This is a genomic window from Paracoccus sp. AK26 (assembly GCF_011801365.1).
Taxonomy (GTDB): domain Bacteria; phylum Pseudomonadota; class Alphaproteobacteria; order Rhodobacterales; family Rhodobacteraceae; genus Paracoccus; species Paracoccus aerius.
On sequence record NZ_CP041041.1, the window covers coordinates 700,001 to 720,783 of the forward strand.

The window sequence follows — 20,783 nt, forward strand, 5'->3', positions numbered from 1 at the left end:
CTGGCAAGCTTAAGCCGTTAGGTGTAGGCGCAGCGAAAGCGAGTCTTAAAAGGGCGCATGAGTCAGACGGATCAGACCCGAAACCGAGTGATCTAGGCATGAGCAGGATGAAGGTTGGGTAACACCAACTGGAGGTCCGAACCCACACCTGTTGAAAAAGGTCGGGATGACTTGTGCCTAGGGGTGAAAGGCCAATCAAACTCGGAGATAGCTGGTTCTCCGCGAAAGCTATTTAGGTAGCGCCTCGGACGTATCCCTCGGGGGGTAGAGCACTGCATGGATGATGGGGGCCCACAGCCTTACTGAGTCTAAGCAAACTCCGAATACCCGAGAGGACTATCCGGGAGACACACGGCGGGTGCTAACGTCCGTCGTGGAGAGGGAAACAACCCTGACCAACAGCTAAGGCCCCCAATTCGTGGCTAAGTGGGAAAGCATGTGAGACTTCCAAAACAACCAGGAGGTTGGCTTAGAAGCAGCCATCCTTTAAAGATAGCGTAACAGCTCACTGGTCTAATCAAGAGGTCTTGCGGCGAAGATGTAACGGGGCTCAAGCCACGAGCCGAAGCTTTGGATGTGCATTTATGCACGTGGTAGCGGAGCGTTCTGTGATATAGGACGCTGCCTCTTTTGATCCTTCGGGTTCAACGGAGGCAATGTTCTGACTGTGAAGCCGGGGCGTGAGCCATCCGGTGGAGTGATCAGAAGTGAGAATGTTGACATGAGTAGCGACAAACAGGGTGAGAGACCCTGTCGCCGAAAGTCCAAGGGTTCCTGCTTAAAGCTAATCTGAGCAGGGTGAGCCGGCCCCTAAGGCGAGGCCGAAAGGCGTAGTCGATGGGAACCAGGTTAATAGTCCTGGGCCAGGAGATGGTGACGGATCGCAGGTGTCGTTCTTCCTTATCGGATTGGAAGGGCGGCTGAGCGGTTCCTGGAAATAGCCCTCCACAAGACCGTACCCTAAACCGACACAGGTGGACTGGTAGAGAATACCAAGGCGCTTGAGAGAACCACATTTAAGGAACTCGGCAAAATACCTCCGTAAGTTCGCGAGAAGGAGGCCCGATTGGTGCGCAAGCATTGGTCGGGGGCACAAACCAGGGGGTGGCGACTGTTTACTAAAAACACAGGGCTCTGCGAAGCCGTAAGGCGACGTATAGGGTCTGACGCCTGCCCGGTGCCGGAAGGTTAAAAGGAGATGTGCAAGCATTGAATTGAAGCCCCGGTAAACGGCGGCCGTAACTATAACGGTCCTAAGGTAGCGAAATTCCTTGTCGGGTAAGTTCCGACCTGCACGAATGGCGTAACGACTTCCCCGCTGTCTCAAATGTGGACTCAGCGAAATTGAATTGTCTGTGAAGATGCAGACTTCCCGCGGTTAGACGGAAAGACCCCATGCACCTTTACTACAACTTCGCACTGGCATCAGGATTGCGATGTGCAGGATAGGCGGTAGGCTTTGAAGCGGGGACGCCAGTTCCCGTGGAGCCATCCTTGAGATACCGCCCTTCGCACTCTTGATGTCTAACCGCGGCCCGTTATCCGGGTCCGGGACCCTGCGTGGTGGGTAGTTTGACTGGGGCGGTCGCCTCCCAAACAGTAACGGAGGCGCGCGAAGGTTGGCTCAGAGCGGTCGGAAATCGCTCGTTGAGTGCAATGGCAGAAGCCAGCCTGACTGCAAGACTGACAAGTCGAGCAGAGTCGAAAGACGGCCATAGTGATCCGGTGGTCCCGAGTGGAAGGGCCATCGCTCAACGGATAAAAGGTACGCTGGGGATAACAGGCTGATGATGCCCAAGAGTCCATATCGACGGCATCGTTTGGCACCTCGATGTCGGCTCATCTCATCCTGGGGCTGGAGCAGGTCCCAAGGGTATGGCTGTTCGCCATTTAAAGAGGTACGTGAGCTGGGTTTAGAACGTCGTGAGACAGTTCGGTCCCTATCTGCCGTGGGTGTTGGAGACTTGAGAGGAGTTGCCCCTAGTACGAGAGGACCGGGGTGAACGTTCCACTGGTGGACCTGTTGTCGTGCCAACGGCAGTGCAGGGTAGCTATGAACGGACAGGATAAACGCTGAAGGCATCTAAGCGTGAAGCCCCCCTCAAAACAAGGTCTCCCTTGAGAGCCGTGGAAGACCACCACGTCGATAGGCCGGAGATGTAAGTGCAGCAATGCATTCAGTTGACCGGTACTAATGGCTCGATAGGCTTGATTTGATCCGGAAGAAGCAGGACTTCTTCCAAAAGCATCCTTGGACAACATCGTCACTCCAAAGTGGCAACGCTGAGCGTGTCTTTCCCGGTCTGGTGGCCCTAGCGCGAGCAAAACACCCGATCCCATCCCGAACTCGGCCGTTAAGTGCCGCTGCGCCGATGGTACTGCGTCTCAAGACGTGGGAGAGTAGGTCACCGCCAGACCTGGAAAGACACGCAATATCTCCCTGAAACGATCATCCCGATCCAGGACACCCCTGTCGCGGGGTAGAGCAGCCCGGTAGCTCGTCAGGCTCATAACCTGAAGGCCGCAGGTTCAAATCCTGCCCCCGCAACCAAAAACACACCGCATCACCACACCAAAAAACCTCCCCCAGGGAGGCTCTTTGCGTTTAAGAATATGTCAACAGGGTGTCAGCAAAAGGCGGACGGTTGATGGCATCAAATTGCCGGACTGTGTTTGGCCGACGTGTGCAGTCTTAGGATCAGCGACGTCGACAGCGACTGGATGCTGATCCATGTCGAATAGGGCAAGGGCGGCGGTAAGGACCGCAACGTCATGCTGTCGCCCAGCCTGGTGGAGCTGTTACGCTGCTATAGGCGCGAGGTGCGTCCTCACGGCTAGACTCTTCTCGGGCCTGCGAAGGATCAGCCCGATCTCTCCGCGACAACTGCACCGGTCACTCACCTCGGCCAAGAATATGGCAGGGGTGAAGAAGGCGCCGCGCTGCACATCCTGCGCCACAGATTTGCGGCGCATCTGCTGGAGACGTTCTTCAAGACCATCCAGTCGGAACTGATCCGGCCTGTCGCATGGCAGACCCGCACACAGGCCGAAAACGCCGCCGCCAGACACATCGACGGGTTCCATAACCCCGTCAGGCGACAGTCATAGCCCGGCTTCCAGAGCCCCGGTCGCCGTCGAGCGAGACACACGGGAAGTGACCTGAACGCCCTCCATGATATCGGCAAGTTCAAACAAACTGCCGCAACGCGCCAAAAGAAGAAGACCACGCAATCCCGGAAACTGCTTGACTGAAATCGATAGTGGGCTCAATAAATCATCATCAGTTGAGGAGTTGAGTCGATGGAGGAGCCTCAGGCTCTGGCCGCCTTTGCGGCTATGTCCCAAGAGACGCGGCTGCGCGTGGTGCGGTTGCTGGTTCAGGCCGGGCCGGACGGCATGGCGGCAGGGGCGATCGGGGAAGCCCTCGGCGGCGCGACGACCTCGCGCTTGTCCTTCCACCTGAGCCATCTTGAACATGCCGGACTGATCCGGTCCCGGCGCGATGGGCGCTACATCATCTACAGCGCTGTTTACTCCGCCTTGGCCGGGCTTGTCGGCTTCCTTTTGAAGGACTGCTGTCAAGGCCACCCCGAGATCTGCGCCCCTGCTGTCGAGGCGCTGACCTGTGCCTGCGGCTGCAACCCCACCCTGACCGAAAGCGCCTGACCTATGGATGTCGTCATCTACCACAATCCGGACTGCGGCACCTCGCGCAATACGTTGGCGATGATCCGCAATGCCGGCATCGAGCCGCATGTCATCGAGTATCTGAGATGCCCACCCTCGCGCGCCATGCTGGAACAGTTGATCGCCCGCATGGGGATCGCGCCGCGCGACCTGCTGCGCGAGAAGGGCACGCCCTATGGCGAACTCGGCCTGGACGACCCCTCCCTGTCCGATGCGGCGCTGCTGGATGCAATGATGGCGCATCCGATCCTGATCAACCGCCCCATTGTGGTCAGCCCCAGGGGCGTGCGGCTGTGCCGGCCTTCGGAACAGGTGCTCGATCTGCTGCCGCCGCAGAAATCCGCCTTCAGCAAGGAAGACGGCGAACAGGTCGTGGATGCGCAAGGCAACCGCACCCGCTCCGCCTGACAAAAGGATATTGCGATGACCTTTCCACGTCCTGCGAGGCGGCTTTCCTTTCTCGACCGCTACCTGACGCTCTGGATCTTTGCGGCCATGGCGCTTGGCATCGCGCTCGGGACGATCTTCACCGGCCTGCCGGACTCCTTGAATGCCATATCGGTCGGTTCGACCAACATCCCGATCGCCATCGGCCTGATCCTGATGATGTATCCGCCGCTGGCGAAAGTGCGCTACGAGGAACTGCACCAGGTTTTTGCCGACAAACGTGTCCTAGTGCTGTCGCTGGTTCAGAACTGGATCATCGGGCCGGTGCTGATGTTCGCCCTGGCCGTGATCTTTCTGCGCGATCAACCCGAATACATGACCGGCCTGATCCTGATCGGCCTCGCCCGCTGCATCGCCATGGTGCTGGTCTGGAACCAGCTTGCGCGCGGCGACAACCAGTATGTCGCGGGACTCGTGGCCTTCAACTCGATCTTCCAGATCCTGTTCTTCTCGACCTATGCCTGGCTGTTCCTGACCGTGCTGCCGCCGCTGTTCGGGCTTGAAGGCAGCGTCATCGACGTGAGATTCTGGACCGTGACGGAGGCTGTGCTGATCTACCTGGGCCTGCCGTTCCTGGCCGGCTTCCTGACCCGGCGCATCCTGATCGCCCGGAAAGGGGGGGATTGGTATGAGGACGTCTTTCTGCCAAAGATCAGCCCTATCACGCTGGTGGCGCTGCTTTTCACCATCGTCGCGATGTTCAGCCTCAAGGGCGGGGACCTGGTGCGGCTGCCGCTGGATGCGGTGCGGATCGCCATTCCGCTGGTGCTGTATTTCGCCATCCAGTTCCTGCTGAGCTTCGCCATGGGCCGTATGATCGCCCGGGACTACCCGCGCACCACGGCCATCGCCTTCACCGCGGCCGGCAACAACTTCGAGCTGGCTATTGCCGTGGCCATTGCCGCCTACGGCCTGGCCTCGCCGGTGGCCTTCGCCGCCGTGATCGGCCCGCTGGTCGAGGTGCCGGTGCTGATCCTGCTGGTCAACGTCGCCCTGCGGCTTGGCAGCCGCTGGTTTTCTGACACTGCCCTGCACAATGAGGCCCGCGCATGATCGCGGACCTGCCGAACCTCTCGCCCGTCGCTCTCCGCCAGCCGAGCCTGCCCTTGCTGCCGCGCGCGAGCCACCCGCCGCGCATCCTGCTGCTCTATGGCTCACTGCGCGAACGCTCCTACAGCCGCTTCGTCACATTGGAAGCAGAACGCCTGCTGCGTCACTTCGGCTGCGAGACGCGCGTCTTCCATGCCAATGGCCTGCCGTTGCCAGACGACGCCGAGGCCTCGCACCCGAAGGTGCAGGAGCTGCGCGAACTGTGCCTCTGGTCCGAAGGCCAGGTCTGGACCAGTCCCGAGCGGCACGGCGCCATGACCGGGGTGATGAAGTCCCAGATCGACTGGATCCCGCTCTCGATGGGGGCGATCCGGCCCACCCAGGGCCGAACGCTTGCGCTGATGCAGGTCTCGGGCGGCTCGCAAAGCTTCAACGCTGTAAACCAGATGCGCGTCCTTGGCCGCTGGATGCGGATGGTCACGATCCCGAACCAGTCATCTGTCGCCAAGGCTTATGACGAGTTCGATGAGGCTGGCCGGATGCGCCCGTCGAGCTACTACGACCGCATTGTCGACGTGATGGAGGAACTGGTGAAGTTCACGCTGCTGACGCGCGACATCTCAGACGTCCTGACCGACCGCTACAGCGAGCGGAAGGAAACGGCGGCAAAGCTGGAAGCCCGAGTGAGCCTGAAAGCCGCCACCTGATGAGCGCCACCCGCCGCTGGCCGGTCGTCTCAAGTCTGGGCATCGTCCAGATCCTGGCGTGGGGCAGCAGCTCTTATTTGCGAGCACCGTCAAGCTGGCCACCTTCAACATGGCTGTTTGGGTAGTTGGACTGGCGGAGAAGGGCAGCAACCATGCTGTCCTGCATCTGCTGGTCAGCCTGCCGCTGATCCTGCAATTGATTTCCGACAGGCCCCGGGCTGCTGTGAATGCAGGTCGCGAGGCCCAAGACGTCATGCAACTCCACCGCTCCGAGCAACAGACCTTCATGATCATGGCGGCCATCCTCGTGACCTTCGGCCTGGCTGTCACCATTGTCTCGATGCATCGGCTGACCTTGCTGCAGGCGCAGGGGCTATCGCTTTCCGATGCTTTGGCAATCGGGTTGTGGTTTGGACCGGCCCAGGATGTGCCACGCAGGGTCGAGATGGCGGGATGGCGTCGTCATCACCCGGTCCTTGCTTCTTGCCTGCGGCAGCGTAGCGGCTGGCGCCGCAAGGTCAGGAGGGGTCCCGCCAAAGCCCCGACAGAACCGTAACAAGAGAACTAGAGGGAGTTCTCAATCCCTGGTTGTTAAATGACCGTTGGTCTGGTATTATGAGCATGCTTATGCCTGGTCAAGCTTGGCCGGCCCTCGATTGACATTCTGTCGTCTGAAAAGGTTGTCTTCATGCATGTCCAGCCCCTCAGGGTGGTTTCGGGCCATATTTCAATCGCCCATGCGGTTCGAAGGCCATTGCTCGACATAACATGCCTCTCCGTTCAAGCATCCGCTGCCGTCTGGCCAGCGGTGAATGGCGTCTGTCACCGAGCAGCAATTTAGAAGAAGGCCGGCACGCCCGGCGCTGATTTGCAATTCCATCCCTGGGTCAAGAAGGATAGAACATGCCGACGACGTTCAATTGGATTTACCTTGGTATTCCGCGTAACGCGGCTGGAGCCATTGTTGTCCTCGATCCCACCGAAAGCACAGCGGGCTCGGAGAACGCAAGCCAGCTGTTGACGGCACAAAGCGGCTTTGGACCACGTGTCTTTGGTTCAGCAGGATCGCCGCTCTACAACAGCATTACGTCGGCAACGATGATCAACCGGTCGGGCGACCCCGCTCAGCTTGATACGAACACGGCGTCCGGCAGCCTAGTCGATCAGTTCTCAACCAACATCGGAGCAGGTACGCAGACCTACAACTTCGATGCACTCGTGTTTTACACGGGCACTGTGACCTATGTTGACGGTACGACGGCATCGAATGTGGTGTTGCAGGTCGTTCAGGCAGAATCCGGTGAAACATTCCTTGCGCCGCCTGCATCCACAGCCACCAACGCAGCGTTGACGGCTAAGCCCATCAGGTCTATCCAACTGGATGCTGTGTCCAGTCCCAACGCCAGCCTGCTCGTGGATCGTCAACTAGGTATCTTCGATGACGGAGTTATCGACGGGACCAGCGGAAACGATTCGATCGGTCCTGGCTATGTCGAGCCAGGAACCGGCGGTTCCGATCAGGTGGATGGCGGCGACGGCCTCAGCAGCCCTGCAACGGGTTATAACGATGACGTCATTCGGGCAGGGGATGGCAATGACACCGTCAGCGCTGGCCTCGGCAATGACAGCGTCGATGGCGGAACCGGCGACGACATCATCAATGGCGGTGCAGGAAGCGATACTCTCGTCGGCGGAATCGGCGCCGACACCATCGATGGCGGGACCGAGGCTGACACGATCAACGCGGGCGACGGCAACGACCTTGTCAACCTGACGGGGACCTTCGGGGCCGACACCATCACCGGGGGCCTTGGCAGCGACACGCTGTCGGGTGCTGCGCTGGCGGGCGCCTCGACGGTGGTGTTCAACGGCGGCACCGGCACCTTCGCCAATGGCGGCAGCACCGCAAGCTTCAACACCATCGAGGCCGTGATCACCGGCGCGGGCGCGGACAGCATCGATGCCAGCCTGAACACCGTGGCCGGCGCCGTGTTCACCACGGGCGCGGGCAGCGACACGATCACGGGCGGATCGGCAGCCGAGACGATCAATGCCGGGGCCGACGGCGACGTCATCGACGGCGGCGCGGGCGCGGATACCATTGATGCAGGCGACGGCAACGACCTTGTCAACCTGACGGGGACCTTCGGGGCCGACACCATCACCGGCGGCCTTGGCAGCGACACGCTGTCTGGGGCTGCGCTGGCGGGCGCCTCGACGGTGGTGTTCAACGGCGGCACCGGCACCTTCGCCAATGGCGGCAGCACCGCAAGCTTCAACACGATCGAGGCCGTGACCACCGGCGCGGGCGCGGACAGCGTCACCATCACCGGCGCCACGGCAGGATCCTTCACGACTGGCGACGGGGCGGACACGATCAACGCGGGCGGCTCGGGCGCGGACACGATCAACGCGGGCGACGGCAACGACCTTGTCAACCTGACGGGGACCTTCGGGGCCGACACCATCACCGGCGGCCTTGGCAGCGACACGCTGTCTGGGGCTGCGCTGGCGGGTGCCTCGACGGTGGTGTTCAACGGCGGCACCGGCACCTTCGCCAATGGCGGCAGCACCGCCAGCTTCAACACCATCGAGGCCGTGACCACCGGCGCGGGCGCGGACAGCATCGATGCCAGCCTGAACACCGTGGCCGGCGCCGTGTTCACCACGGGCGCGGGCAGCGACACGATCACGGGCGGATCGGCAGCCGAGACGATCAATGCCGGGGCCGACGGCGACGTCATCGACGGCGGCGCGGGCGCGGATACCATCGATGCGGGTCTGGGTGACGATCGCATCACCCTTGGCGCCAACCACGGCAACGACACGATCACGGGCGGCGAAGGTGCCGACACCCTCAGCGGTGGTGGTCTGGCCGGCGCGCAGCCGGCAACCGTGACCTTCTCGAACGGGGCCGGGACCTTTGCCAGCAGCGGCGGGACCGCCAGCTTCAATACCATCGAGACGATCGAGACCGGGGCTGGTGCCGACAGCATCAACGCGGCCGCAAACACCGGCGGGGCTAGCTTCGTGACCGGAGCGGGCAATGACAGCTTTGTCGGCGGCCTTGGCGCGGAAACCGTCAGCGGCGGCGATGGCGACGACACCCTGCTGACGGGCGGGGGAAATGACAGCGTCGTGGCCGGGGACGGGAACGACAGCGTCGAAGCGGGCGACGGGGCGGATTATGTCGATGGCGGCTCTGGCGCCGACACGGTCGATGGCGGTGCGGGCAACGACACCCTTCTGGGCGGGGCCGACAACGACCTGCTGCGGGGCGGGGCCGGCGATGACAGTCTGCTGGGTGGCGCCGGCAACGACATCCTGCTGGGCGGCGATGGCGACGATTTCCTTGACGGCGGTCCGGGGGCGAACACGCTGACTGGCGGCGCCGGCAGCGACACCTTCATCGTGTCCTCGGGCGACATCATCACGGACTTCAGTTCCGGCAATGCCGGGTCCGGGACCGATGGCGACCCGACCAACAACGACCGCCTTGACCTGAGCCGCTTCTACAACCAGGCCAATCTTGACATCATCAATGCGCAGCGGGGGGCGAACGGCCTGCAGCCCTACAGGTCGGTCCTGGGCTGGCTTAAGGCCGACCAGGAGGACGACGGCGTGTTGAACAGCCTTCGGACGGCCAACGGCCTGCCGGAAAACTTCACGCTGACGATCCAGAACGGCGGAACGGCGGTTTCCGCGGCCGCACTGACGGACGAGACGACCGGCGTGGTCTGCTTCGGGGCAGATGCGATGATCGAGACGGCCGACGGACCCGTTCCGGCCGGTTCGTTGAAGGTGGGCGACCTGGTCCTGACCCGCGACGACGGCTATCAGCCGATCCGCTGGGTGGGGCACCGGACCTTGACCGCTTCGGACCTGGCGGCGAACCCGGCCTTCCGGCCGATCAGGATCCGCCAGGGCGCCCTGGGCGGCGGCCTGCCCGATGCCGACCTGATCGTCTCGCCGCAGCACCGCGTCCTGGCGCGTTCCAAGATTGCCGAACGGATGTTCGGCACGCGCGAGGTTCTGGTCGCGGCAAAGCAACTGGTGGTGACCGAAGGCATAGACATCGCCGAGGACCTGGCGACGGTCACCTATGTCCACTTCCTGTTCGATGCACACCAGATCGTCATTTCGAACGGCGCGGAAACCGAGTCTCTCTACACCGGGGATGAGGCGCTGAAATCGATCCCGGCCGAGGCACGGGCCGAGATCCTGGGGCTTTTCCCGGAACTGGCGGAGGATGCCGTTCGTCCGGCGGCGCGCAAGATGCTGTCGGGCCGCATGGCGCGAAAGCTTGCGCAGCGCCATGCCCAGAACGGCAAGAAGCTGGTGGCGTGACGGTACCAGGACGCGGCGCCCTTGCGCCGCGTCCGTTCATTACCAAGCCTGCGCCTGTTGGCGGCCTGGCCGACGCGGCTATCTTTTCCTTTGCAGCAGTTTCAGCGTCGCGCTGCCCAGCAGCAGCATCGCCAGGGAAAGATCGGTTCTCGAGGAACTGTGCGCGGGTCTGCCCGACCTGCGCCCCGACCGGCTTCTTCCATTCCGGCTTTCACCCGCCGAACCTGCATCCCCGGGCGGCGGGGTGTCGGCCTTGACCGCACCGCGCGCACCCATCGGTTCGGGGACTCCGGTGGTGGTGTCCTGCGCGGTCTGTTGTTCGGTTTCCGCGTTCAGTTCTGCACCTGCCAGGATGACAAAGGCCGAAAGCCACATCCAGGTCAGCAGCACGATGACCCCCCCAAGCGCCCCATAGGTTTCGGTATAGCTGCCGAAGTTCTGCACATAGATCGAGAAGCCGACGGTGCCGGCCAGCCACAGGGCCGTGGCCACGACCGCACCGACGCTGACCCAACGCCATTTCGGCTCGGACCGCGAAGGCCCGAAGCGATAGAGCGCGGCAAGCGCCAGCATCGCCAGGGCCGCCATCAGGGGCCACCGCAGCAGGCTGACGGCGGTCTCGAAGACCGGCGGCAGATGGGCCAGGGCCACCAGCGACGGCAGCAGGACCATCAGGGCAATGCCTGCCGCCGTGCCAATGATGGCGCCCGCCGTGATCGCGAAGGCGGTCAGGTAAAGCCTGACCATGCCGCGCGTCTCGGTTTCGTCATAGGCGATGTTCAGCCCCTCGATCAGAGTCATCACGCCCTTCATCGCGCCGTAAAGCGCCACCAGCACGCCGAACACCGCCACGATCCCGGTCCCGGCCTGGCTGCCGCTTGTGACCTTTGTCACCTGGTCCTGCAGGATCGAGGCTGCCTCGGGCGGCAGCATCCCGACGGCCGTCTGCAACTGTCCCGCGATGTCTGCGGGATCCACCACCAGCCCTGCGATGGACACAAGGGCCGCGATGGCGGGAAAGATCGACAGCAGCGCATAAAAGGCGATACCCGCCGCCACGACCGAGATATGGTCGCGCGAAATCTCGTCCTTTACCCGCCACAGGATCTGCTTCCATCCGCCTGCAGGGATGCGGCCTGGCGTTTCCGCGCTATCGTCCGGGTCGTTGCGGGAAACGCTGCGATGCTGGTTTGACATGGCGTGTTCCTTGTAAGGACGGTTCCTGATGGGCCGGTGCGGGTCGGGCAGGGCGCAGATCTCCCCGCGCATTTCCCCGTGCGGCAGGGCGATTTCCCCGCTCGGGTTGAACGTCCGGGACGCGGCTATTGGTTCCGCGGGTATGTTGAACCGTTCGTCGAGGGAACAATCAAGAAACTGCGTTGTTGTCCCCTCATGACAAGGTTCGAACGCCGTATCCACGGCGACGATGTCTCAGATATCGGGAGGATTCCCATGAATTCAGATCAACACGACACTTCGACGGGCAATGACCAGTCCACCCTGGGCGGCCTTAAGGAAAAAGCCGGCGAGAAGGTCAGCCAGGTCGCTGACAGCCTGAAGCAAGAGGCTTCCAAGCGGGAAGAAGGCTTCCGCGGCAGCCTTTCCGGCCAGGCGGACCAGCTTGCCTCGGCCCTGCGATCTGCCAAATCCGAAATCGACGCGGATTCCAGCATCGGCAAGATCTTCGACTATGCCGCCGACAGCGTCGGCAGCTTTGCCCAGAACCTCAAGTCCTCGGACACGACCGACCTTGTGGAGGGCGTGCGCGGCTTCGCACGCCAGCGTCCGGGTGCGTTCCTTGGACTTTGTGCCCTTGGCGGCTTTGCGGCCGCACGCTTTCTTCTGGCCAGCGCTCCGGCGAGCAGCGGGCATGGCATTGGCGGCGCCAGCTATTCCGGCAGGTCGCAGGGATCAGACTATCCCGGCAGCTATTCCCGTCAGGATAACATGACGGGCCGTTCGGGGGGGACTTCGGGCGTCCAGGCCCGGACCTTGACCGGCGCAGGCCAGTCGGGCCAATCGAACATGGGCCAGTCGGGCATGGGCCAGTCGAACATGGGCCAGTCGGGCGCAGGGCTTGGCACATCGGGGTCCGGCAGTTCCCTGGGCCATGGTTCGTCCAGTTCCGGATCCGGCACCGGCGGGATCAGCGGGTCCGGACCGGCCAGCACCGGCATGACCGGCAGCGGGTCGGGGACCACGCCGTCCACGGCCAGCATCGGGTCGAACCCGTCCGCCAGCTCATCAGGGATCGGCGGCAGCGGCACCGGCAGCGAGGCCGGCGGCGATCTGTCGGGCACGTCTGGGTCGCAGGGTGGCGCAAGCGGATCCTCGGGTAGCCAGAGCCACCGGAATCCGTCCGCTCCTGACAGGGATGGAGGTCGGAATGGCTGATTTCTCGAACGACACGGGACGCAATGGCGATTCTGCCCGGCCGCAGGGCCCGGCATCCCTGGCCTCCGAGGCGCTTCGGCTTTCGGGCGATCTTGTCCGAAAGGAGATCGCCCTGGCCAAGGCCGAGGTTGGCCAGAACCTCCAGCGGGCTGGTGTCGGTGTAGGCTTCATCGCCGCCGCCGCCGTCATTGCGATCGTCACGATCAACGTGCTGGTCGCGGCCCTGGTGGCGGCCCTTGCCGAAACCGACCTCGGCCCGATCTGGAGCGCGGTCATCGTCGGCGTCGTGCTGGCGGTACTGGCCTATATCCTTCTGCGCAAGGGCATGAGCGACCTGAAGCCCGAGGCGCTGATGCCGTCGCGCACCGTTCAGAACGTGCAGCGTGACGCCCAGACCATCAAGGGGGCATACAATGACAAATGAGGCTGACAATCCTGAACGCATCGAGCGTGAGATCGAAGAAGACCGCGATGCCCTCCGCCGGACGCTGAACGACCTGCAGGACGAATTGTCGCTGGATGGCTTTGCCCGCCGTCTGACGGACAAGTTCCGCGAGAACGGTTCCGAATGGGCCAATTCCGCCAGCGACGCCGCCCGGTCCAATCCGGTCGCGCTTGCGCTGACGGGCGTGGGGCTTGCCTGGATGATCTTTGGCCGCGGCTACGATCCGACCCACAGCGCCAAGGATTATTACGACAAGCGTCGTGGCAGCACCTGGGACAGGCCGTCAAAGCCTTATTACGCCGGCACCTCGAGCGGCACCTCGACCGGCACTTCGGCGAGCACTGCGGCCAGCACTGCCGACCGGTTCGAATCTGGGTCCGGCAGCGTTGCAACCAGTGGCTCGGCATCGGCCGGGCACGGGGGCTGGAAGACAAGCGGCGGCGGCACCTGGCACAACTCGGCTGGCAGTTCCAGCCACAACTCTAAGGAAGGGAGCGGCATGACCGATGGATTGCGTCAGAAGGCTCAGCAATGGCGGAGCCGGATCAGCGACGGGACCAGCAGCCTTCACGACCGGCTGAGCGAGGGCACCGAAGGGTTCAGCGACGAGGCACGGCGCCGCGTGTATGACGCCCGCCGTCGCGCATTGGACGCCCGCGAAGACGCGAGCCGCCGCCTGCGCGAAAGCAGCCGCACCGTGTCCAAGGGCTATGACAAGGAACCCCTGTTCTTTGGCGTCGCCGCCGTGGCGATTGGCGCGGGCCTTGCCTGCCTGCTGCCGCGCACCCGGCAAGAGGACGAATTGCTGGGTCAATATAGCGACCAGCTTTTCCACGAAGCGGAAAGCATCTTCGAGGAAGAAAAGTCCAAGCTCCAGAATGCGGTCTCGGCCGGCCTGAACGAGGCGAAGTCAGCCGCAGGCCAGGTCACCGCTGCCGCCCGGAAGGAACTTGGGCATGGTGACGAAGACGGCGACGGGGGCGGCCAGGACAAGTCCAAGGACAGTTCCGGCACCGGCTCGTCCAGCGTGACGGGCACGGGCGGCCAGTCGGGCCGCTGACGGCCGGAACGGCACAAGTCCGATCACCTGATGCGCCGTGCGAAGGATATTCGCGCGGCGCATTTTTCTCCGGGGTCGCCGCGCCGTGGCCCGGATGCGGCGCAGGTTATTCCAACAACGCCCCGTCGATGCTTTCGCCGGTCATCCTGCGGTAAAGATGCTCGTTCCAATAGGGCGTCCAGCAGACAAGCGCCTTTCCTGTCCCGCTATAGACGCGCAGCCTTTTCTGGCCGGAAATCAGGTTGCGCGGGAAGGGCGAGGAGTTGCGCGAATAGAACCGCAACCCGTCCGTCCGTCCCAGCACAAGCCTTCCCTGGACGCGCAACTCGCTGTCCTTGACCTCGACCGTCTCGACCGGGCCGGGCGCGTTGATGGCCACCCGCCCGGCATTGCAAAGCGTGGTCTTCCAGACAAGCCCGCCATCCCCGGACCACAGGCTGGGCCAGAACCGTTCGCGCCGCATCCCCAGGCTGACGTCCCCTTCCGAGGCCCAGTAGACGCCGGGTTCCAGGATCCAGGTCTCGTCGGGCTGCACGTCCAGGATATGATATCCCGACAAGGACGGCTGCAGCACGATCGACCCGCTGCCCGTGTAATAGGGCCTGATCCGCGCCTCGCTGGTGAACATTGACCGGAACACGTCCCCGAAGGACGGCAGCCTGGGGGTCAGCGCGATATCCCCGCGCATCGTCGACAGCGCCCCCCGGCGCGCGCGGATGGTTTCCTTGTCGATCTCGATGCGGACCTGCCGCATCCCCTCGACCTCGCGGATGGTGAAATCGGCCATGCGCGTCCTCCCTCAGGGTTCGTCCCAGATCATCACCCGGTCCCACAGGCGCTTCAGCGGATCGGGCTGGATCGCCGCCTCGCCCCGAAGGGGATCGTCAAGCGCCACGATCACGAACAGGATGACGCCCAGGAAAAAGGCGGTGATCGTGCCCAGAACGAACTGGCGCACCGGCCGCATCCGCAACAGCACGATCAGCAGGATGTTGATCGCCGCCCCCACAAGAACGGCATACCAAAGGACGTTGGGGATCTGGGTATAGACGCCGTTCAGGCGAAGCTGGCGCGCGCGGGTGAATTCCTGGAACGCGGCCAGCATCTGGGCATGCAGCACCTCTTGTCCCGCCGTCGCGGGCTCGAAGGTTGCCAGCTTCTGGCGCATCGCGTTGACGCGGTTCGCGCCGCCGTCCAGGTAATTGCCCTGGGCATGGGCGGGCCAGTCCTTGTAAAGCGTGAACAGGACGTAATCCCGCATCATCGCCTTGGTCTCGGACCGGACGGGTTCGGGATAGGCATTCACGTCCGAATACAGGGCGGCAAGAACCGTGCTTTCCTGGAGTACGGCTTCCGATATGCGTTCGTTGTTCTGGTAGGCGGACACGGTCAGAAGACCCAGCAGCAAACCGTAGAACAGGTTGAAGCCCGCCGTGCCATAGCTGATCGCCTCGTTCAGGTCTGGCCCCGAACCGATCAGCAGCCGCAGGATCGGCTTGAGGACAAGCATCCCCACCACGATCGAGGCAACGGCTGCCAATGAGAAATACGTAGCAAGATCACGCAGGGGGATGTCGTGGACAAAATCCGGCATCATCGGCTCGCAATGGTGACAGGTCCATAGTGAACGCAGGCCCGGATTTCCGCGAGAGAAATTTGCGGACTTGCCGCAAAATGGGCCCTATGCGCAAATGGGCGCAGTGATTGCGGGGGTGACGATGTTTCGCCTGATGCTTGCCTTGCTGATCGGCCCGGGCCTTGCTGCACAGGCCCAGGATCTGCGGCTTTACACGGTGGGATCGGGGGATGTCAGCGGCGGCTATTACGCAGCCGCAACCGCATTGTGCGCCGAGACCAACAGGATCGAACAGGATCTGCGCTGCAGCCCCGAAGCGACGCCCGGTTCGATTTACAACCTTGAAGCCCTGCGGAACCGGCAACTGGACTTCGCGCTGATCCAGTCGGATGTGCAGCGCATGGCCCTGACGGCGGAAGGCCCGTTCGCCGAAAGTCCACCCTTCGACAGCCTGCGCAGCGTCATGTCGTTCTATCCCGAAACGCTGACCGTTCTTGCACGGCCCGGCGCCAATATCCTCAGCCTGGGCGGCCTGGTCGGGAAGCGAGTCGATATCGGCCTGCCCGCGTCGGGCAGGCGGGCCACGACGATGCGCCTGTTCGACGCACTGGGTCTGGACCGCAGCGACTTTCTGGCGCTTCTGGAACTGTCGGCCGGCACGGGCCTGGAAGAACTTTGCGCAGGCCGGATCGACGCAACCGTTCTGATCGTGGGCCATCCGAACGAATCCGTGCGGCGGGCCGTCCAGGATTGCGACGCGCGGCTTGTGACCATCGCCGGCCCCGAGGTCCGCGCCTTTATCGAGGCCGAGGGGGATTACGTCTATGCCTCGATCCCCGGCACGCTTTACGGGCGGAAGGGACGGACCCAGTCCCTTGGCGTCATCGCCACGCTTGTCACGCGGTCCGAGATGCCGGACGACATCGTGTCGGCCCTTGTCCGCAACACCATCGCGAACCTGCCTTCGGTCGGTGTCTCGGCCTCGGTCATGGAAAACCTGTCGCCCCAAGGGATGCGCAGCGCAGGGCTGTCCGCGCCGCTGCATCCGGCCGCCGAGGCCGCATTCGTCGAAGGATCGGACTAGGGCGCAGGACAGGCCCCGCCCGGGCCGCGGGACGCCCGGCGGAACCTTCGGATGGTCGCCACGTTGGCCCCGGAACCCGAAACCGGAGGATCCGAGATGCCGACACCCGATGAACTGAAAGCCCGCCTTTGGAAGTCCCTGCGGTCGGACATGACCGTGATGCTGGGACTGGTTGGCGGCGAACATGGCCATACCCGCCCCATGACCTCGCAAGTCGAGGAAGGAGATCACGGCCCGCTGTGGTTCTTCACCTCCAAGGACAACGCCCTGGTCGAGAAGCTGGGGGCAGGCTCGCAGGACGCGGCGGCCCATTTCGTGTCCAAGGGGCATGACCTCTGGGCGTCGATCGAGGGATCCCTGACCGTGGATACCGATCCGGCCGTCGTCGAACGGCTTTGGAACAGCCATGTCGCCGCCTGGTATGAACATGGGAAGGACGACCCCAAGCTGGCCCTGCTTCGCTTCGATCTGCAGAAGGCCGAGATCTGGCTGGACGCGTCCAGCATCGTCGCCGGGGCCATGGTGGCGCTTGGGATCAGCGATCCCAAGGAAAGCTACAAGGACAATGTGGCCACCGTCCGACTGTGAGAAGTCATCCGGATGCCGGGCTTGGCCCCGGCATCCGCAGGCTTGCCGCAAGCAGGAATGGCCCTTTGCCATCCGTCAGCCTGGCTGCACGATCACGCCAGTGGAAACGGCCCGCCTTGCGACGGGCCGTTCAACTGTCCGGTGCTAGTTGCCGCCCTTGGTCACGGGGTTATGCGTGTGGTGGCTGTCGCGCACACCGCCGCCGCTCGACACATCCGAGTCCGGGCCGTTGGTCGGCTCGCCGGGCTTCGGTCCCCGGCCCTTGGTCGGATCGGGCAGGTCTTCGCGCTGATGGCTGCTGCCGGGACCGCCGTGATGGCGGTTGGCGGCTTCGGTTTTCTTCGATGTGGACATTGGTCTACCTGTCCTGCTGAAGGCCCTGATTGGTGGTGTTCTGCTTGATGTTGCCCTGCCGCCCCTGCTCGTCCAGGTTCCGCTGATGCGGATCGGGGATGTTGGCATCCTGGCTGGCCTTGGTTCCTGCGGTGTCCCCGGGACCCTTGTTGCTGCGGTTCGCCGGGGGGACGGGGGGAAGTCGCTGTGACATGATGCTTCTCCTGTTCTCAGGAAGGAACAGTCTGGAGAAGGTTTTGTTTCATCCCGCCCGCCTTTCCGCACCCGCTCGGCCTGGCCGGCGCAGGAAGGCGCCCTGCGCCGGTCAGGTCGCCCGTCCCAAGGCCTGGACGATCCTGCCGATGTCGAAAGGCTTCTTCAGGCGCAGGATCGACCCGAAGCGGTCAGGGATCATCGAATCGTCATAGCCGGTCGTGAACAGGAAGGGGATGCCATGCCCCATCAGCATGTCGGCGGCGGGATAGGCCATGGCCCGGCCCAGGTTGATGTCGACGACGGCCCCGTCGAAGGGGGCCTCGGACCTGATCAGCGCAAGCGCCTCGTCTAGGCTGCCGACGGGTCCCAGCACCTCGCAGCCCAGATCCTGAAGCCTTCCTTCAAGGGCATTCGCCAGAAGGTATTCGTCCTCGATCACCAGGATGCGCAGGCCGCGCAGCGACGGATCAGCCATGCTGCTGGTCCTTTCCCGGACTGGCGGACACGGGCAGGGCGATGGTGCAATGCACCCCATCGTCCGTCAGCGAATAGGTCGTCCTGGCCTTCAGCTGATAGGGCAGGGCGCGTTCGATCAACTCGCGCCCCTGGCCCTTGACGCAGGACGACGCACCCTCCGCCGGCAGCGTAATGCCTGTCTCGCGCCAGTCGATATGCAGCCACGGCGTGTCCGCATGATCATCTGCGTCAAGCGACCAGGTGACCGCCAGCCGGCCGCCAGCCTGCCCAAGCGCGCCGTACTTGACCGCATTGGTTGCCAGTTCGTGCAGCGCCATCGCCAAGGTCTGCACGGTCGAGGACCGCAGGCGGATGCCGGACGGCCCGTCCAGGGTGATGCGATCCGGGTCGCCGCCCATCGCCTCCAGCTCGTTCTGGATCAGTTCGTCAAAGGTCACCCGGTCCAGATCGCTCAGCCGGGACAACAGCCCCTGGACACGGGCAAGGGCTTCCAGCCGGCTTTGGAACCGCACCCGGAAATGGTCGAGGTCCGTGCTGCTGCGCGCTGTCATGTCCGACAGGGCCAGAACCACCGTCATCAGGTTGCGCGTCCGGTGATGCAACTCGCCGATCAGGACCTTTTGCCGTTCTTCCGACTCGCGCCGCTCGGTGATGTCGGTGAACAGGACGGCGACGCGGTTTCGCGGCCTGTCCAGGCTGAAGACGTTAAGGTTAAAGGTGCGCCCCAGCCTGGGTTCCGTTTCCTCGACCCAGATGGGCTGGCCGCTGTCCAGGACCTGCCCGTAAAGCTGCGCCCAGCGGGGATTGGGGGTTTCCAGCAGTTCGGTGATCGTCTTTCCCACCGGCCAGGGCATCGACGTGTGCTTGAGGAAGGCCGCGTTTACCTCGATATAGCGAAAGTCGGACCATGCGCCGTGCTGGTCCTTCAGCGGCTCGACCACGGCATAGGCTTCGTCCATCAACTCGAACAGGTTGCGATAGCGTTGCTCGCTGTCGCGCAGCGCGCGTTCTGCTTCGCGCCGGGCCGTCAGGTCGGCGGTCACCGCCAACAGGCTGCTGGGGCGTCCGTCGCGGTCGCGCAAAACCGTCAAGGTGCTGCTGGCCCAGATTTCCTCGCCATTTGCCCTGTGGTACCGCTTGTCAATCGAAACGGGCTGGTCGTTGGCGATCGCCTGGGCAAGGGCTTCCTGGCTTGCCTGGACATCATCCGGATGCGTCACCTGCCGAACCGTCGTGGCAAGCAATTCGTCCCGCGAGCGGCCTAGGATCCGGCACAATTCGCTGTTGGCGCGCAGGAAGCGCCCGCCCAGGTCAAGTTCCGAAAGGCCGACCGGGGCGCTTGCGAAGATCGCCTCAAGCCGTTCCTCGCTTTCCTCCAGCAGAATGTTCGCTTCCCGCTTTTGCGTCACATCCTGGCCGATCTTCAGATAGCCCGTCACCCGGCCCCTTCCATCCCGCAGGGGCCGCACCGAGCCGTCGATGAACACGCCAGAGCCATCCTTGCGCAGATGCCACCTGACATCGGGCGCGAAGCCGGTTTCGCGGGCCTGAACGACCTCTTGGACATCGACGCCTGCCTTGCGGTCCTCGGGCGTGAACAGAATGGCACCGGGTTGGCCGACCGCCTCTTCCTCGGTCCAGCCGAAAACCCGTGCCGCGCCCGGAAGCCAGTCGGTGATGCGGTCGTCGTTGTCGGTGATGAAGATCGCGTAGTCCAATGCCTGCGCCACTGTGAAACGGAACCGCTCCTCGCTTGCGCGCAGCGCGGACAGCTTGAGGAGGCGGTCCACAACCGATCCCAGGATGCTGGCATAGGTGCGCAGGAACTGGATATCGTCCTGTGCGAAGTCCCTGGGCTCGGATGCATCCACCTGCAGCAGCCCGAAGGCCCTGCCGCCTGGCAGGAAGATCGGGACATTCGCCAAGGCCCTGACGCCCGCTTCGCGCATGAAGCCGGGCACCTCGAAGCGGTCTTCCCGGCTGATGTCGGTGCTGATGACCGGCTTTCGCTGGTTGATGGAAAAGCTTTCGGACGAATGCTTGTTCATCGAGATCCGCGTCCTGCCGACGATATCCTGCGCCCAGCCGACGCCGGCGCGGACCAGCAGCTTCCTGCCATCCTCCTCGATCTCAAGAACCTTGGCCCGGCCGGTGCCCATGGCTTCGCTCACCAGCCTGCAGGCTTCGGTCAGGATGTCGTCCAAATCGTCGGACTGAAGCGCGAAGTCGCCGAAATCCGCCAGGATCTTCTGTTGCCGCAGCAGCATGTCTTCCCGCTCTTGCGTCAATGCTGGTCTCCCTTCCCGGGATGAAGGGCGCAAAGCCCAAGAACACAACACTACAGCGTCTGCTGCGGTTCGTCAGCCCGAGGA

At 63.4% G+C, this 20,783-nt stretch carries 18 protein-coding genes, 1 tRNA gene and 2 rRNA genes (1 of these 21 cut by a window edge); 14 read left to right on the forward strand and 7 right to left on the reverse strand.

Translation table 11 applies throughout. The annotated features are described in order from the left end of the window. From FIU66_RS03405 to FIU66_RS03445, 9 genes are all read left to right on the forward strand, one after another. Positions 1 to 2,216: ribosomal RNA gene (locus FIU66_RS03405) — 23S ribosomal RNA — on the forward strand (it extends 616 nt beyond the left edge of the window). Between the two features lie 86 nt (positions 2,217 to 2,302). Beyond that, positions 2,303 to 2,417 (forward strand): 5S ribosomal RNA (gene rrf, locus FIU66_RS03410). Between the two features lie 57 nt (positions 2,418 to 2,474). After that, positions 2,475 to 2,551: transfer RNA gene (locus tag FIU66_RS03415), tRNA-Met, on the forward strand. Positions 2,552 to 3,300: 749 nt separating this feature from the next. Continuing rightward, positions 3,301 to 3,666, forward strand: coding sequence for a helix-turn-helix transcriptional regulator (locus FIU66_RS03420; protein WP_167621400.1), 366 nt, complete (start codon positions 3,301 to 3,303; stop codon positions 3,664 to 3,666). Between the two features lie 3 nt (positions 3,667 to 3,669). After that, a complete protein-coding gene (arsC, locus tag FIU66_RS03425) occupies positions 3,670 to 4,095 on the forward strand; it encodes an arsenate reductase (glutaredoxin) (protein WP_167621401.1) in 426 nt (141 codons plus the stop codon). Positions 4,096 to 4,110: 15 nt separating this feature from the next. Beyond that, positions 4,111 to 5,187, forward strand: coding sequence for an ACR3 family arsenite efflux transporter (arsB, locus tag FIU66_RS03430; protein ID WP_167621402.1), 1,077 nt, complete (start codon positions 4,111 to 4,113; stop codon positions 5,185 to 5,187). Then, positions 5,184 to 5,891: an arsenical resistance protein ArsH gene (arsH, locus tag FIU66_RS03435; protein WP_167621403.1), complete on the forward strand. Its 708-nt coding sequence runs from the start codon at positions 5,184 to 5,186 to the stop codon at positions 5,889 to 5,891. Before arsB ends, arsH begins: the two co-directional genes overlap by 4 nt. Before the next feature lie 58 nt (positions 5,892 to 5,949). Continuing rightward, on the forward strand, positions 5,950 to 6,447 hold the full coding sequence (locus FIU66_RS03440; protein WP_167621404.1) for a hypothetical protein: 498 nt from the start codon (positions 5,950 to 5,952) through the stop codon (positions 6,445 to 6,447). A gap of 830 nt (positions 6,448 to 7,277) precedes the next feature. Continuing rightward, on the forward strand, positions 7,278 to 10,238 hold the full coding sequence (locus FIU66_RS03445) for a Hint domain-containing protein (RefSeq protein WP_167621405.1): 2,961 nt from the start codon (positions 7,278 to 7,280) through the stop codon (positions 10,236 to 10,238). 78 nt (positions 10,239 to 10,316) lie between these two features. Here the strand turns inward: FIU66_RS03445 and FIU66_RS03450 are convergent, their stop codons facing one another. After that, the gene (locus FIU66_RS03450; protein WP_167621406.1) at positions 10,317 to 11,435 is read right to left on the reverse strand and encodes a YihY/virulence factor BrkB family protein; all 1,119 of its coding nucleotides are present in this window, start codon (positions 11,433 to 11,435) and stop codon (positions 10,317 to 10,319) included. A 255-nt stretch (positions 11,436 to 11,690) separates the two neighbouring features. Between FIU66_RS03450 and FIU66_RS03455 the strand changes: the two genes are divergently transcribed. The 3 genes from FIU66_RS03455 to FIU66_RS03465 are packed head-to-tail and all read left to right on the forward strand — an operon-like array spanning position 11,691 to position 14,137. Continuing rightward, complete coding sequence (locus FIU66_RS03455; protein WP_167621407.1) at positions 11,691 to 12,632, forward strand: hypothetical protein; 942 nt, start codon at positions 11,691 to 11,693, stop codon at positions 12,630 to 12,632. Next, positions 12,625 to 13,056 (forward strand): phage holin family protein, encoded by a 432-nt coding sequence (locus FIU66_RS03460; RefSeq protein WP_167621408.1) that lies wholly within the window; start codon positions 12,625 to 12,627, stop codon positions 13,054 to 13,056. Before FIU66_RS03455 ends, FIU66_RS03460 begins: the two co-directional genes overlap by 8 nt. After that, entirely contained in the window at positions 13,046 to 14,137 is a 1,092-nt protein-coding gene (locus FIU66_RS03465; RefSeq protein WP_167621409.1) for a DUF3618 domain-containing protein, read from the forward strand. Before FIU66_RS03460 ends, FIU66_RS03465 begins: the two co-directional genes overlap by 11 nt. Positions 14,138 to 14,243: 106 nt before the next feature. On the opposite strand, the gene FIU66_RS03470 is transcribed toward FIU66_RS03465, so the two are convergent. Beyond that, positions 14,244 to 14,924 carry an AIM24 family protein gene (locus FIU66_RS03470; RefSeq protein WP_167621410.1) on the reverse strand — a complete coding sequence of 227 codons (681 nt, stop codon included), beginning with the start codon at positions 14,922 to 14,924 and terminating at the stop codon, positions 14,244 to 14,246. A gap of 12 nt (positions 14,925 to 14,936) precedes the next feature. Then, positions 14,937 to 15,734 carry a DUF4239 domain-containing protein gene (locus FIU66_RS03475; protein ID WP_167621411.1) on the reverse strand — a complete coding sequence of 266 codons (798 nt, stop codon included), beginning with the start codon at positions 15,732 to 15,734 and terminating at the stop codon, positions 14,937 to 14,939. A 121-nt stretch (positions 15,735 to 15,855) separates the two neighbouring features. On the opposite strand from FIU66_RS03475, the gene FIU66_RS03480 reads away from it, so the two are divergent. Both FIU66_RS03480 and FIU66_RS03485 read left to right on the forward strand, forming a co-directional pair. Continuing rightward, a complete protein-coding gene (locus FIU66_RS03480; protein ID WP_167621412.1) occupies positions 15,856 to 16,797 on the forward strand; it encodes a TAXI family TRAP transporter solute-binding subunit in 942 nt (313 codons plus the stop codon). A 96-nt stretch (positions 16,798 to 16,893) separates the two neighbouring features. Continuing rightward, on the forward strand, positions 16,894 to 17,385 hold the full coding sequence (locus FIU66_RS03485) for a pyridoxamine 5'-phosphate oxidase family protein (protein ID WP_167621413.1): 492 nt from the start codon (positions 16,894 to 16,896) through the stop codon (positions 17,383 to 17,385). A 144-nt stretch (positions 17,386 to 17,529) separates the two neighbouring features. Here the strand turns inward: FIU66_RS03485 and FIU66_RS03490 are convergent, their stop codons facing one another. From FIU66_RS03490 to FIU66_RS03505, 4 genes are all read right to left on the reverse strand, one after another. Then, positions 17,530 to 17,739, reverse strand: a complete 210-nt coding sequence (locus FIU66_RS03490; protein ID WP_167621414.1) for a hypothetical protein — start codon at positions 17,737 to 17,739, stop codon at positions 17,530 to 17,532. A gap of 4 nt (positions 17,740 to 17,743) precedes the next feature. Next, entirely contained in the window at positions 17,744 to 17,932 is a 189-nt protein-coding gene (locus tag FIU66_RS03495; protein WP_167621415.1) for a hypothetical protein, read from the reverse strand. 111 nt (positions 17,933 to 18,043) lie between these two features. After that, positions 18,044 to 18,409 (reverse strand): response regulator, encoded by a 366-nt coding sequence (locus FIU66_RS03500; RefSeq protein WP_167621416.1) that lies wholly within the window; start codon positions 18,407 to 18,409, stop codon positions 18,044 to 18,046. Then, positions 18,402 to 20,678 carry a PAS domain S-box protein gene (locus FIU66_RS03505; RefSeq protein WP_167621417.1) on the reverse strand — a complete coding sequence of 759 codons (2,277 nt, stop codon included), beginning with the start codon at positions 20,676 to 20,678 and terminating at the stop codon, positions 18,402 to 18,404. The genes FIU66_RS03500 and FIU66_RS03505 overlap by 8 nt, the downstream gene beginning before the upstream one ends. Between the last annotated feature and the right edge of the window lie 105 nt (positions 20,679 to 20,783).